This window comes from Adlercreutzia sp. St.1H8, assembly GCF_059728655.1.
On sequence record NZ_AP039376.1, the window covers coordinates 366,636 to 381,094 of the forward strand.

At 71.1% G+C, this 14,459-nt stretch carries 5 protein-coding genes; all 5 read right to left on the minus strand.

Going from position 1 to position 14,459, the window contains the following annotated elements; all coding sequences use genetic code 11:
• Nucleotides 1–335: 335 nt before the first annotated feature.
• The gene (locus AC6I0Y_RS01225; protein WP_497732457.1) at nucleotides 336–4,112 is read right to left on the minus strand and encodes a phosphoribosylformylglycinamidine synthase; all 3,777 of its coding nucleotides are present in this window, start codon (nucleotides 4,110–4,112) and stop codon (nucleotides 336–338) included.
• 269 nt (nucleotides 4,113–4,381) lie between these two features.
• A complete protein-coding gene (locus AC6I0Y_RS01230) occupies nucleotides 4,382–6,700 on the minus strand; it encodes an ATP-binding protein (protein ID WP_497732459.1) in 2,319 nt (772 codons plus the stop codon).
• A gap of 316 nt (nucleotides 6,701–7,016) precedes the next feature.
• Complete coding sequence (locus AC6I0Y_RS01235; RefSeq protein ID WP_497732461.1) at nucleotides 7,017–9,173, minus strand: YhgE/Pip domain-containing protein; 2,157 nt, start codon at nucleotides 9,171–9,173, stop codon at nucleotides 7,017–7,019.
• Nucleotides 9,170–11,806, minus strand: a complete 2,637-nt coding sequence (locus tag AC6I0Y_RS01240) for a YhgE/Pip domain-containing protein (protein WP_497732464.1) — start codon at nucleotides 11,804–11,806, stop codon at nucleotides 9,170–9,172. Before AC6I0Y_RS01240 ends, AC6I0Y_RS01235 begins: the two co-directional genes overlap by 4 nt.
• A gap of 1,007 nt (nucleotides 11,807–12,813) precedes the next feature.
• Nucleotides 12,814–14,097: a peptide-methionine (S)-S-oxide reductase MsrA gene (msrA, locus tag AC6I0Y_RS01245; RefSeq protein WP_497732467.1), complete on the minus strand. Its 1,284-nt coding sequence runs from the start codon at nucleotides 14,095–14,097 to the stop codon at nucleotides 12,814–12,816.
• Nucleotides 14,098–14,459: the final 362 nt, after the last annotated feature.

Sequence of the window (14,459 nt, forward strand, 5' to 3'; positions counted from 1 at the left end):
GGCGGTCGGGCTCGCGGCGGCTGACGCTGAGCGACTTGAGGCGTACTGGGCGTACTGGGCGTGCTGGGTGTGACGGGCGTGACGGGCGCGCCGGGCGACGTTGAGGCGCATTGGGCGTGGTGGCGGTACGGGGACGCCGGGGTGGGCGCAGGGCGGTGCCGAGCGCGCGTGCGAAGGGGCAAGCGCTGGGTGCGGCTGGGCGGCGTCGGAGCGCGACGGGCGGCACGGGGACGGCGGAGCGGGCGCGGTGCGGTGTCGAACGCGGCTGGCAGGCACCGGGTGCGGGCAACAAAAAACGGGGGCAGCCATGGGCCGCCCCCGCCTGCGCGTGCGACTTACTTGAAGTACGCGACGCCTCCCTCGAAGAGGGGCTGCCACTTGTTGCCGGGGACGTTCTTGTAGACGGCGTCGCCGATGCGCTCGGTGTGGCCCATCTTGCCGAGCACGCGGCCGTCGGGGCTCGTGATGCCCTCGATGGCGAGCAGCGATCCGTTGGGGTTGACGGCCAGGTCCATTGACGGCGTGCCTGCGGCGTCCACGTATTGCGTGGCCACCTGCCCGCCGGCGACCAGCGCGTCCAGCACGGCCGGCGGCGCCACGAAGCGGCCCTCGCCGTGGCTGATGGCCACGGTGTGGATGTCGCCTACCTCGCAGGCGCTGAACCACGGTGACAGGTTGGACGCCACGCGGGTGCGCACGAGGCGGCTCTGGTGGCGGCCGATGCTGTTGAAGGTGAGGGTGGGGCACTCCTCGTCCATGGGGCGGATGTCGCCGAAGGGCACGAGCCCCAGCTTGACGAGCGCCTGGAAGCCGTTGCAGATGCCGAGCATCAGGCCGTCGCGGCGCTGCAGCAGGTCGCGCACGGCCTCGGTGACGGCGGGCGCGCGGAAGAACGCGGTGATGAACTTGGCCGACCCGTCGGGCTCGTCGCCGCCGGAGAAGCCGCCGGGGATCATGACGATCTGGCTCTCGCCGATGGCGCGCACGAGCGCCTCGGTGCTCTCGGCCACGGCGGCCGGCGTCAGGTTGTTCACCACCAGCGTGGAAGCCCGCGCCCCTGCGCGTTCGAAGGCGCGGGCGGAGTCGAACTCGCAGTTGTTGCCGGGGAACACGGGGATGATGACGCGCGGCTTGCCCGCCTCGCCCAGAAGCGCTGGGCCGTGGTAGGCGGCGCCGACGCCCTCGGTGTAGCTGACCTGCGGCACCGTCGGTAGCTCGGCGCGCTCGGCAGCCGGCGTGCGATAGGGGAAGACGGGCTCCATGCGCGCCTCCCAGGCCTCCTGGAGCGGCGCGAGCGCCACCTCCTGGTCGCCGGCGACCAGCGAGAACGTGGTCGTCGTCTCGCCGATGACGCCCACGGCTGCGTTCGCGCCCACCTCGGGCACGGCGGCGCCGTCGGCCAGCTCCACGAAGAAGCTGCCGTAGGCCGGCGTGAACAGCGCGTCGGCGGCGAACGTGGGCGCGAGCGCCACGCCCAGGCCGTTGCCCACGCACATCTTGAACAGCGCTTCCGCGCCGGCGCCGTAGCCCGGCGTGGACACGGCCAGCGCGTCGCCGGCGCCCACGAGCGCCTCCACGGCGTCGAGCACCGCGCGCAGCGACGTAGCATCGGGCACCAGCCCGCCCGCGCCCGCCGCGCCCTCGGCCGGCGCCGGCGCCAGGCACAGCACGCGGTGGCCGGCGCCCTTGAACTCCGGCGACGTCACGCGCGACACCGGCCCCACGGCCGTGGCGAACGACACGAGCGTCGGCGGCACGTCGAGCGCCTCGAACGAGCCGGACATCGAGTCCTTGCCGCCGATGGCGCCCACGCCCAGGTCAAGCTGCGCCATGAGAGCGCCGAGCACCGACGCCACGGGACGGCCCCAGCGGCCCGGCTCGTCGCGCAGCTTCTCGAAGTACTCCTGGAAGGTGAGGTAGGCGTCCTCGCGCCGGAAGCCCGCGGCCACCAGCTTGGACACCGACTCGACCACGGCCAGGTAGGCGCCCTGGTACTGGTTGGCGCTGCTCAGGTGCGGGTTGAAGCCCCAGGCCAGGCCCGAGCAGGTGGTGGTCTCGCCGTCCACGGGCATCTTGGCCACCATGGCCATGGCAGGCGTCAGCTGGTGCTGGCCACCGAAGGGCATGAGCACCGTGGCGGCGCCGATGGTGGCGTCGAAACGCTCGGCCAGTCCCTTGTTCGACGCCACGTTGAGGTCGGTCAGCACGGCTTCCAGGCGCTCGGCCAAAGGGTCGCCAGCGTGGCCCCAGGCGGCAGGCGCCTCCCAGGTGCCGCCAGCTGCCACGGCCACGTCCTGGGCCTTCGGGGCGCCATTGGAAGCCAGGAAGGCGCGGCTCACGTCCACGATGCGCTCCCCGTTCCAGTCCATGCGCACGCGCGGCTCCTCGGTGACCACGGCGATGGGCGTGGCCTCCAGGTTCTCCTCGTGGGCCAGCGCGATGAACGCGTCCACGTCCTGGGGAGCCAGGGCCACGGCCATGCGCTCCTGGCTCTCGGCGATGGCCAGCTCGGTGCCGTCGAGGCCCTCGTACTTCTTGGGCACGGCGTCCAGGTTGATCTGCAGGCCGTCGGCCAGCTCGCCCACGGCCACCGACACGCCGCCGGCGCCGAAGTCGTTGCAGCGCTTGATCATGCGGCAGGCGTCCCCACGGCGGAACAGGCGCTGGATCTTGCGCTCGACCGGCGCGTTGCCCTTCTGCACTTCCGCGCCGCAGGTCTCCATGGACTCGAGCGTGTGCGACTTGGACGAGCCGGTGGCCCCGCCGATGCCGTCGCGGCCCGTGCGGCCACCCAGCAGCACCACCACGTCGCCCGGCGCGGGCGTCTCGCGGCGCACATGGTCGGCTGGGGTGGCGCCCACCACGGCGCCGATCTCCATGCGCTTGGCGGCGTAGCCGGGGTGGTAGAGCTCGTTCACCTGGCCGGTGGCCAGGCCAATCTGGTTGCCGTAGGAGGAGTAGCCGGCCGCTGCGGTGGTCACGAGCTTGCGCTGCGGCAGCTTGCCGGGCAGCGTCTCGCTCACGGGTGCCAGCGGGTCAGCCGCGCCGGTGAGGCGCATGGCCTGGTAGACGTAGCTGCGGCCGGACAGAGGGTCGCGGATGGCGCCGCCCACGCAGGTGGCCGCGCCGCCGAAGGGCTCGATCTCGGTGGGGTGGTTGTGGGTCTCGTTCTTGAACAGGTAGAGCCAGTCCTGCTCCTCGCCGTCCACGTCCACCTTCACCTTCACGGTGCAGGCGTTGATCTCCTCGGACTCGTCCAGGCCGGTCATGATGCCACGGGCCTTGAGCCAGCGCGCGCCGATGGTGCCCATGTCCATGAGGCACACCGGCTTGGCGTCGCGTCCCAGCTCGTGGCGCAGCTCCAGGTAGCGCTCGAACGCGGCGCGCACGGCGTCGTCGTCGATGGTCACGTTGGTGAGCTCGGTGCCGAAGGTGGTGTGGCGGCAGTGGTCGGACCAGTAGGTGTCGATCATGCGGATCTCGGTGATGGTGGGGTCGCGCTGCTCCTCGGCGAAGTACTCCTGACAGAAGACGATGTCGGCCAGGTCCATGGCCAGGCCGCGCTCGGCGATGAAGGCGGCAAGCTCCTCGCGGCTGAGCTCGCGGAAGCCCTCGATCACCTCCACCGGGTCGGGCTGCGGATAGTCCACGGCCAGCGTGTCCACGGTGTCGAGCGACGCCTCGCGGGCCTCCACCGGGTTGATGACGTAGCGCTTGACGGCGGCCACGTCCTCGTCGGTGAGGGGGCCCTCCAGCAGGTAGACCGTGGCGGAGCGGACCGTCGGGCGCTCGCCCTGGCTGATGAGCTGGATGCACTCGCTGGCGGAATCGGCGCGCTGGTCGAACTGGCCGGGCAGGAACTCCACGGCGAACACGGTCGCGCCGTTCGCGTCGGGCAGCTCGAAGCTGGCGGTGTCGGACTGCGGCTCGCTGAACACGGTGGGCACGCAGGACTCGAACAGCTCGCGACTCGCGCCCTCCACGTCGTAGCGGTTGACCAGGCGCAGCCCCTCCAGCCGCTCGATGCCCAGGATGCCGCGCAGCTCGTCGGCCAGCTGCCGCGCCTCCACGTCGAACCCGGGCTTCTTCTCAACGTACACGCGTGAAACCATGGAACCTGCCTTCCGTCCGTTTTACCTGGGGTACATGATAAAACATGGGGCGCGGAAGCGGGGCGGGATCGCGCCGCGCAGGCGCGCTTCCGCCAGGTGGCGGGAGGGCGGCGGGCCGTAGGGGCCGCGTCCCGCCGGCACGCGAGCGAAGGCGCCGCGGGTCCCATGGCGCGCGAAAGGCGCTGCGGGCCGGTGATGCCACGCGGCGCGCACGAGGCGCGGCCCACGGCGCCTATGCCGCGCGGCGCGCGCCACGGGGGCGGCAGAGGCTAGAGGAGCTCGTCGAGAAGGGCGATGAGGCGGGGGAGGTCGAGGGGCTTGGAGACGTGGGCGGTCATGCCCGCGGCCATGGCGGCGCGGCGATCCTCCTCGAAGGCATCGGCGGTGACGGCGATGATGGGCAGCGCGCCCACGTCGTCGCGCTCAAGCGCGCGGATGGCGCGGGTGGCCTCGGTGCCGCCCAGGTGCGGCATGTGCATGTCCATGAGCAGGGCGTCGTAGGTGAACGGCTCGGCGGCGGCCACCATCTCCACGGCGGCGTCGCCGTCCTCGGCGGCGTCGACGACGAGTCCCTGCTCCTGGAGGATGGCCTGCATGATCTCGCGCGACAGGTCGTCATCGTCGGCCACGAGCACGCGCTTGCCGCGGAAGCGGGCCGGGTCGCGCCGCACCGCGCGCGACGACCAGTGCCGGGTGCTCGCGTGCTCGCTTGCGCCATCGGGCAGCCGCAGGTCAAGTTCCACTACGAACTCCGATCCCTCACCTGGGGCGCTCGTGATGGCGATGCTGCCGCCCATCATGTCCACGAGGTTCTTCGTGATGGGCATGCCCAGGCCCGTCCCCTCCACCTTGGGGACGTTGTCGGGCACCTCGCGCTCGAAGGGCTCGAAGATGCGGTCGAGGAACTCCGGGCTCATGCCGCGCCCCGTGTCCTTGACGGACAGGGCGTAGGAGCCGTAGCCGGTGGGCGCGCCCTGACGCTGCCAGCCGCGCACGGCGACGGCGCCGCCGGGCTCGGTGAACTTGATGGCGTTGCCGATGAGGTTCACGAGGATCTGGCTCAGGCGCAGCGGGTCGCCGAGCACCTCGTCGTCGTGGATGGCGGAGAAGTCGATGCTCAGGCTCAGCCCGCGCTCGGCCGCCTGGCCCTGGAACAGGTCGCGCAGCTCGTCAGCCAGGCCGCGCAGGCTCAGCGGCTCCTCGTTGATCTCCACCTTTCCGCTCTCGATGCGGCTCATGTCGAGGATGTCGTTGATGAGGTTCAGCAGGTGGCTGCTGGACGCCAGGATCTTCTCCAGACAGTCCTGCACGCGGGCCGTCTCGTCCATGTGCCCGAGCGCGATGCTCGCGAACCCGGTGATGGCGTTCATGGGCGTGCGGATGTCGTGGCTCATGTTGGCGAGGAAGGCGCTTTTGGCGTTGCTGGCGTTCTGCGCCAGGGTGAGCGCATCTTGGAGCAGGGCCTTCTGCCGCATCTGCTCACGCGTCTCGGCGCTCACGTCGCGGGCGGCCATGACCACCTCGTCGCTGCCGTCGGCCAGGCTGAGCACGCGCATCTGCATGTAGTCGGTGTCGTCCTCGAGGATGCGCCGGTAGGTGACTGAGACCTCGCCGCCCAGGGCCTTGAGCTGCTGGCGGACGTGGGGCATGAGCAGCACCGCGCGCACCCGCTCGCGGTCGGCGGGGTGCACGTAGGTGTCGATGTAGGTCTCAAGGCCCTCCTGATAGTGGCTCGACTCGGCCAGCATGTAGCGGGCGGTGTCGGGCGCCGACTTGCGGATGCGGTAGGGCTCCATCGTGTTCTGCGCGAGGTCGGCCAGGTACAGCGCGTAGTTCTCGCGGCCGAGCGAGTCGATGATGCCCATGCGCCGCGCGTTCGCCTCCTCCAGCTGCTTGCTGCGCGTGATGTCCTCCACGAACCCGAAGGCGAACATGCCGGGGCGCCCGGCGTGGGCCAGGCTGATGCGCAGCCAGCGGCCGTCGGCCAGCTGACCCTCGTAGAGAATGCTGCCGCCCGCGTCGCGGAAGTCGACCACCTGGCGGCGCACGTCGTCGACGCAGGCGGCCCCGAAGTTCTCCTCGCAGAAGGCGACGATGCTCTCATAGGTGCGGCGCAGGCTGAATCGGCCCGAGGTGGCGGCGGGTATCTGCACCAGGTGGCTGTCCATGTCGTAGAAGAGCACCCCGGCCTCGGCGTTCTCAAGCGAGGGGCGCATCGGCTCCACCCACTCGGACACGTCGTGCATGAGAAGGGCGCACATCCCGTGGTCGACGGGAAGCATCGACGTGCGGAGGAACCTGCCGTACGAGTCCGAGACCGTCTCGAACTCAAGGGTCTCGCCCAGGTAGGCGACGCGGTAAAGGCGCGGCAGCCAGGAGGTGTCGCCCTCTGGCCATACGGAGTAGGCGTCGCGACCCAGCAGGTCCTCCGGTCGCTGGTCGGTGAGCGCGCCGGCGGCGGCGTTGAGGTACTCATAGCGGAAGTCGACGGCGCTCGTGCCGGACTCGTCCAGATGGACACGGGCGATCGCGAACGCGACAGCGCTTTGGTCGAACACCTTGTGGCAAAACTCGATCATCTGCTCCATGATAGGGCTCCTTCCGGGGGGTGCGCTTGCGCGCGCCATCCGGCGATTCTCTATTCTGCGGCGCCCCTTTTCCGAGAGGGGCGCAAGGGTGCGAAGGGCGGTAGTGCGGCAGTGCGATGACGCGAGGGCGCAGGGGCGCGGGCGCGCAGACGTGCGATCCCGCGCGACGATGCCTGCGTCTGGGCGGGAGTGGGGAACGGGGCGAAGCATTCTCCCGACGGCTCCGTTGATAACAGTTTAATAACGATGCCTTGCAAAGTCTACCTTGGGAGGGTAATTGCGCGAGAAAAAATGACCTCTACGCTTGTATTTGACTTCAGACTACCTTGGTCTCGGCGAGCTTGCGCAGCACGTAGTCGTTGAGGCGGATGACGGGCCGGCGCAGCACGAGCCCGAGGAACAGCGACGGCGCGAGCAGGGCCAGCAGCTGGCCGATGCTCTGCCAGTACTGATTGCCGTAGATGCCGGCCATGGCGCTCTGGAGGGCCTCCATGGAATGGGTGAAGGGCAGCCACGGGTAGACGGCCTGGAAGAACTCGGCGGACATCTGCACGGGGAAGATGCCGCCCGACCCGGCCAGCTGGAGCACGAGCAGGATGATGGCGCACGCCTTCCCGATGTTGCCGAAGGACACGGTGAGCGTGTACACCAGGTTGGTGAACACGAGCGCGGCGGCCCACGTGGCCACGTAGTAGAGCAGCACGTGGTCGCATTGCACGCCGAGGAAGAAGACGTTGCCGGTGGCCACGATGGTGGCCTGGGCCAGGCCGAGCACGAGGAACACGCCGTAGCGCCCCAGGTAGAGCTGGCCGGGCGTGGGATGGTCGAGCTGGGCCTGGCGGCGCGGGCTCACCACCACCTGCATGAGGGCCACCATGAAGATGGCGCCGATCCAGAGCGAGAGCGACGTGTAGAACGGCGACATGGCGCTGCCGTTGTCGGCCATGGGCCACACGGCGTGGCGGTCGAGCTGGGTGGGGGCGGCCAGGAACTGGGCGATGCGCGCGGGGTCGGAGCCGATGATGGCGCGCACGGCGCCCGTGTCGCCCGAGGCCAGGGCCGCGGAGAGCGAGGTGCGCGCGGCGGCCAGGTCGTCGGCGGCGCGTCCGAGCACCTCGGCTGTGCTGGCGAGCGAGGAGGCCACCTCGTCCAAGTTGTCGCCGAGGGAGCTCGAGGTCTCCGAGAGGCTGCGCGCCGTGGCGTCCACCTGCGCGGCCAGCTCGGTCGAGGAGGAGCGCACGTGCTCGAGCGTGTCGGCTAGGGCCGCTGCCTCGTCGCGCAGGTGCGCGTCGTAGGAGGCGTGCAGATCCTCGACGGCTGAGCGCGCCTCGTCAATGCGGGCAGTTACCTCCGTGCGCGCCTTCTCGGCATCCGCGGCGCCCTGGCCGAGGGCCTCGGAGGCGTCGATGATCGACCCCTGGAGATTGGCTAGCTCGAGGATGGCCTGGTCGACGCGGGGAAGGAGCGGGCTTGCGGGGTCGGACTGCTCAAGGCTCGCGCGCAGGGCGCGGTAGGCGTCGATGACGCCCTGCACGTCGCCGCTGGCCGCGTCGAGCACGCCCTGGGCGGCCCCCGGCGCCTTCTCCAGCGCGTCGAGCGCCTCGTTCACGGCGGATGCCACGTCCTCGAAGCCGGCCTCGGCCTGGGCGAAGGCCGCGTCGGCCGCGCTGGCCGCGCCCTTCAGCGCCTCGGTCGCGTCGTTGATGCCCGTGTCTGCCTCGTCGAGCAGCGGGGTGACGGCTGCGCCCGCGCCGTCGGCGCCGCCGAGCACGTCGGCCGACGCGCGGGCCAGCGTGGACGTGGAGCCCACGAGCGCGCCGAAGGCCCGCGCCTGGGACGCCGCCCCGCTCAGCTCGTCGGCGGCCTGGGCCAGCTGCGCGTCCACCGCGCTTCCGTAGGCGGCGATGCCGTCGCCGTTCACGAAGCCGATCAGGTCGGACGTGGTGCCGAGAGCCACGTCGCCCACCGTCTTCGAGAACGTCTCGTCTATCTGCTGCTCGAGCGCGCTCGCGCCGGCGCCGGTGACGCGCGGGGCGATGGCGTTCTCCTTCTGGTTGACGTAGTAGACGATGTCGGCGTGCTCCACGTGGTCGGTGAGCACGGTGAGCAGGTCCTTGCTGAACGAGGGAGGGATGACGATGGCGGCGTAGTAGCTGCCGGCCTTGAGGCCTTCCACGGCCTCCTCCTCGCTCACGAACACCCAGTCGAACTGGTCGTTCGCGCGCAGGGCCGACGCCACCGACTCGCCTGCGTTCACCTTGACGGGGATGAGGTCGCTCTGGTAGCCCTCGTCCTCGTTGGCGACGGCCACCTTGATGCTGCCGGTGTTGTCGTAGGGATCCCAGAACCCGGCGGTGGTGAACCACGCGTAGAGCGGCGGCACGAGCACCAGGCCCACCACCACGATGGCGGCGATGGCGTTGTCCATGAGGTGCCGCAGGTCAAGCAGGAAGAGACGCGCGATGTTCCTCATGGGCGGGCCTCCTCGTCGTCGGGGCCGGCAGGCGCGGGGGCGGGCGTCGGGCCGGCGGGGGTGCCCGCCGCGACCTGGGCCGTGCCAGGGAGGGAGGCTTGGGCCGCGCGGGCCAGGTCATCGGGGCCGAGCTCGCTCAGGCGCAGGCGCGAGGCGAGGCGCGCGTTCACGTACTCGACGGCGATGAGGTAGCCGTCCACCACGATGATGCCGACCACCATGGCCGCCATCAGCACGATCTTCGTCTCCAGGTCGGCGCGCACCGCCAGCATCACGAGGAACGTCGCCACCGGCTGTGCGAAGACGAGCACCCAGCCTGCGCGGATGAGCCGCGGGTAGCTGCGGCGGAAGCGCGCGGCGCGGTCGGCCAGCTGCGCGCGGTAGCTCGCGTTCTCCAGCAGGGCGCGCATCATGGTGCGCAGGCGGAAGCGCTCACGGTGGGCGCCGTCGCCGGGATCCTCGCTGTCGAGCAGGTCGGTCCGGCCGAGCTTCTCGTCGAACAGCAGGTTGAGGTTGAAGGCGTAGCGGCCCAGCACCAGGCCGGTGAACAGGGCTATCGGCAGGAAGAGCAGCAGCCGCCCGAGGTCGGCCCAGTAGTCCAGCCCGTAGAGCCCGCCGATGGCCTCGCGCATGGCGTCGATGGAGTAGGTGAAGGGCAGCAGGGGGTTGAGCGCCTGGAAGAACGGCGGCATCATCTCGATGGGGAACATGCCCGACGACCCGGGGATCTGCATGATGAGCAGAATCACGGCGACGGCCTTCCCGATGTGCTTGAACGCGTAGGCAAGCGCGTACATGATGTTCACGTCCACGAGCACGGTCACCACGCCGGCCAGCACGAACAACGCGGGGTTATCGCATTGGATGCCCAAGACGAGGTCGCCTACGGTGACGATGAGCCCCTGCGCCAGGCCGAGCGCCATGAACAGCAGCCAGCGCCCCAGGTAGGCCTGGGTGATGGTGAGGGGCGGCAGGCCCTCCGGATCCACCCGGATGCGCACGATGGCCATGAGGATGAAGCCGGCCACCCAGAGGGCCAGGTTGGTGTAGAAGGGCGCCACGCCCGACCCGTAGTTGCGCACCGGGTAGACGTCGACGGTCTTGAGGCTGACGGGCGCGGCCATGAAGCTGCCGATGTCCTGGGCGTCGAGCCCCAGGAACTGGGCGAGCTCGTCGACGGAAGATGAGCTGCGCAGGGCCTCCAGGTCGGTGAGCATGCCGTCGAGCTGGTCCTGGACGGCGGCGAGCGAGTCGCCGGCGGCGCGGGCGGCCTCGTCAGCCTGGCCGAGGACCTGGTCGAGCGACGCGAGGGTGGCCCGTGCCCGGGAGAGCTCTGGCTGGAGGGCGGTCGTCACGCCGCGCAGGGTGCCGAGCGCCTGCGAGAGCGCGTCCAGGCTGCGGCCCACGTCGGGCAGCACGGTGTCCGTGAGGCTGCGCGAGGCGGCGTCCAGCTGGTCGGCCGCCTGACCGAGCGCCTGGTCGGCGGCGGAGGCCGCCTGATCTGCCTTAGTCGCCGCGTCGGCGAGGACGCGGGACTGCTCCTCCAGGCTGGCGACGGTCTGCTGGAGGCGCGCGTCCTCGTCGCGCAGGCGGTCAAGCGCGTCTTTGAGCTGGGGGTAGGAGGCAGCCTCAGGCTCGAGGGCCGCGATGAGCGCGTCGTTTTCCTGCAGCAGCTGGCGCGCGGTGGCTAGGGCCGTGTCCACGAGCTGCCGGCCCTGCTGGAGGCTGGCCGTGGCCTGGCCGATGGCGCCGTCGGCCGCAAGCGTCGCCTTGCCCAGGGCCGTGGCGCCCGACGCCATGCCGGCGGCCAGCTTGGTGCCGTAGGTCTGGGCGGCGGCGCGCACCTCGTCGAGCTGGCCCTGGGCCTGCGCGAGGTCGTCGGCCAGCCGAGGCAGCTCCCCCTCAAGCGTCGACAGCGTATCGCCGGCGCTGGTCACGGCCTGGCGCGCGGACGCCACCGTGGGGGCGGTGCCGTCGATGAGCGCGCGGGTCTCGCCGATGGCGGCCCGCGTGCGCGTGAGGTCGTCGGCCAGGCTGCCGGTGGCCGCGTCGGCGCGGTCCTCCACCTGCGTGCCCGCCTTCTGCGCCATCTCGACCACCGTCTGGCTCACGGTGGTGACGAAGGTGCGGTTGATCTCCTCCTCCAGCGTGGTGGCGCCCGCGTCGGTGACCTTGGGGGCCACGGCGGAGAGCTTCTCGTTGACGTAGTAGTCGATGGTCGGCTGCGTGAAGCTGCCGTCGAAGACGCTCGTGAAGTCGGCGCTGAAGTCGCGCGGGATGATGAGCGCGGCGTAGTACTCGCCGGACTCGACGCCTCGGCGGGCCTGCTCCTCGTCGGTGAACTGCCAGCCCAGCTGGTGGTTGTCGTGGAGCTTCTCCACCACCTGGTCGCCCACTTCCAGGTGGCCGGCCACGGCGCTGTCGGCGCCCTCGTCCAAGTTGGCCACGGCCACCTTGATGGACGCGGTGTTCTGGTAGGGATCCCAGTTGGCGGCTATGCAGTACCAGGCGTAGAGCGAGGGCATGAGGCACACGCCCGCCACGACGATGAGCGCTACGGGGTTGCGCAGCAGACGCCGCACGTCGCGGGTGAAGACGCGCCAGATGGCGGCTATGTTTTCCGTGAGCCTCATGCGGCGCGGCGCGCTCCTCTCGGGCCGGGTGCTGCCTTCTAGTATGGTGCGCGCGCCGGTCATGGTTGCTCCCGTCGCCCGGGCGTTGCCCGTCCGTGAAGCAGGGGGAGCCGATGCGTTAGGCGCGTGGGGTGGGCGGGGGCGGGGCGTCGGGGCGTCGCCGGGGTGCGTGGGCGGCGGGGGGGGCTGGCACGGGTGCGGGTGGCGATGAGGGGGCACTGGGACGCGGGGCCTGGGCGCGCGGCGTGAAGGGCGCGCCCCGGGGAAAGCGGCCCGCGGCTGCAAAACGAGACGGTTATGCACCCGCCCTCCCGCCGCCACGGCTCCCTCGGGCGCGTCCGGCATCCGGCGACCTGGGGCTTTGGCGGGGGCGGGGCGCCCCGGGCCGGCTCGCGGGCGCACCGGTCGGTGCATAACCGCCCCGATTTGCGGACAGGGGCGGTTTTTCGGAGGCCGGGGGCGCGGGCGCGCAAGACCCCGGAGGCGTGGGAGGCGGGGACATGGGACGCGCGGGGGCCGGAGGCGTGCGGGTGTGTGGGCTTGCGGGGCGCAGGGAACGTGCTGGCGCAGGGAGGGGTGCCCTGGCACGGTGGCGATGGGGGGCACTGGGACGCGGGGCCTGGGCGAGCGGCGTGAGGGGCGCGCCCTGGGGAAAGCGGCCCGCGGCTGCAGATTTCGGCGGTTATGCACCCGCCCTCCCGCCGCCACTGCGCCCTCGGGCGCGCCCGGCATCCGGCGACCTGGGGCTTTGGCGGGAGCGGGGCGCCCCGGGCCGGCTCGCGGGCTCCCCGGCCGGTGCACAACCGCCCCGATTTGCGGGCGGCGGCGGTTTTTCGGAGGTCGGGGAGCGGAGCGCGATGGCGTTGGGCGCCTCGGAGGCGCGCTGGACGTGCGGGGCTCGACCAGCCAGGCGTTGGGGGAGGGCACCTCGGAGGCGCGCGGGAGGGGGCTTGCCCGGCCAGGCGTCGGGGACGGGGCTCTCGTCCAGTCGCGGGCGCGGGGATGCGCTAGGCGGCGCGCTCGCGGACGGTGGGCTTGAGGTAGCCGTAGCCGGCGGCGTCCATCTCGGCGTAGGGGACGAACCGCAAGGCGGCGCCGTTGATGCAGTAGCGCAGGCCGCCCGATTCGAGCGGGCCGTCCGTGAAGACGTGGCCGAGATGGCTCTCGCCGACGCGGCTGCGAACCTCGGTGCGGGACATCCACGACTGCGAGACGTCCTCATGTTCGGTGACCACCGACGGCGCGATGGGGTGCGAGAACGCGGGCCATCCGCAGCCGGCGTCGAACTTGTCAGAGGAGGAGAACAGCGGCTCGCCGGTGACCACGTCCACGTAGATGCCGGGCTCGAACACCTCGTCGAGGGGGTGGGAGAACGGCCGCTCGGTGGCGCCGTTCTGCGTGATGGCGTACTCGAGCGGCGTGAGCATGCCGCGCAGCTGCACGCGGTTCGGGCGCGAGTAGGGGTGCGTGGCGATGGCGGCGTCCAGGTCGGCCGGATCGATCAGCGCGCCCAGCGCAGACGAGTCGCTGACGGGGGAGCCGCCGCGGGAGCGGACGGTGGCGGCGGGCGCGCCTGCGAAAGCCGCGTCGTCGCCCGGCGCGCCGGCGCCAGCCGCGGCGGCGGGCACGGGCAGGGGCGTGAGACCGGTATGGCCGGCGCCGGCCGCCGGGGCCGGCTCGGCCGGGGCCGGGGTCTCGGCCGCGGCACCGCCGCCCGCCGGGGCGCCGCAGCGCAACGGGTCGCGGTGGCCGTGGCGTCGCCGCCGGCCCTCGCCGAAGGCCGCCTCGTGCTCGGCGATGAAGGCGTCGGCATCTGCTAGGTTCACATGGCAGTAGCCGCCGGGATTGCGTTCCAGGTAGTCCTGGTGATAGCGCTCGGCTGGCCAGAACTCATGTAGCGGACCGGCCTCCACCACCACAGGCTTGGGGCAGCGTCGCTCCAGATCGTAGAGGGCGTTAGCTACGGCAGGCGCGTCGAAGGGATCGCTCCAGTAGATGCCGGTGCGGTACTGCTCGCCGCAGTCGTTGCCCTGGCGGTTGAGCGATGTGGGGTCGATGGTGCGGAAGAAGGCCTCCAGCAGCAAGGGCAGCGAGACGACCTCGGCGTTGAAGGCGACACGCACGCACTCGGCGTGACCGGTGACCCCCGCGCACACCTGCTCGTAGGTGGGATGTGGCGTGCTGCCGTTGGCGTAGCCCACCTCGGTGTCGATGACGCCAGGCAGCTTCTGCAGGTAGGCCTCGGTGCCCCAGAAGCATCCGCCGGCCAGGTATATCTCGTGCAGGTCCATGGCTCTTCCTTTGCGATCAGGGGAGACGCTTGTCTGGCGCTCCATGCTAGCAACGCGAATCGCCCGTTTCTGCTGGCCGCGTCAACCGTAACGAGAAGGATTCCTGCGCGAAAAGGAGGGCCGCGGGCGGCGGTGCGGGCGACCTGGGCAGACCTCGCTCGTTGTCCGATGGAGAGGGGGGCAGGCCGCTCGGGGAAACGGCGGGCAGGAAAATGCCCCTTTTCTGGCGAGCAATCACGACTTTGCAACATCTAGCAGGTGAAAAAGCGCTAAGGAGCCGGGGGAGGACGTCTCTTGCGCGGAAGGCACCTGGGGAAACGTGCGCGGAGTGAGGGCTGCGCGATGCGATGGTGTTGCAAAGT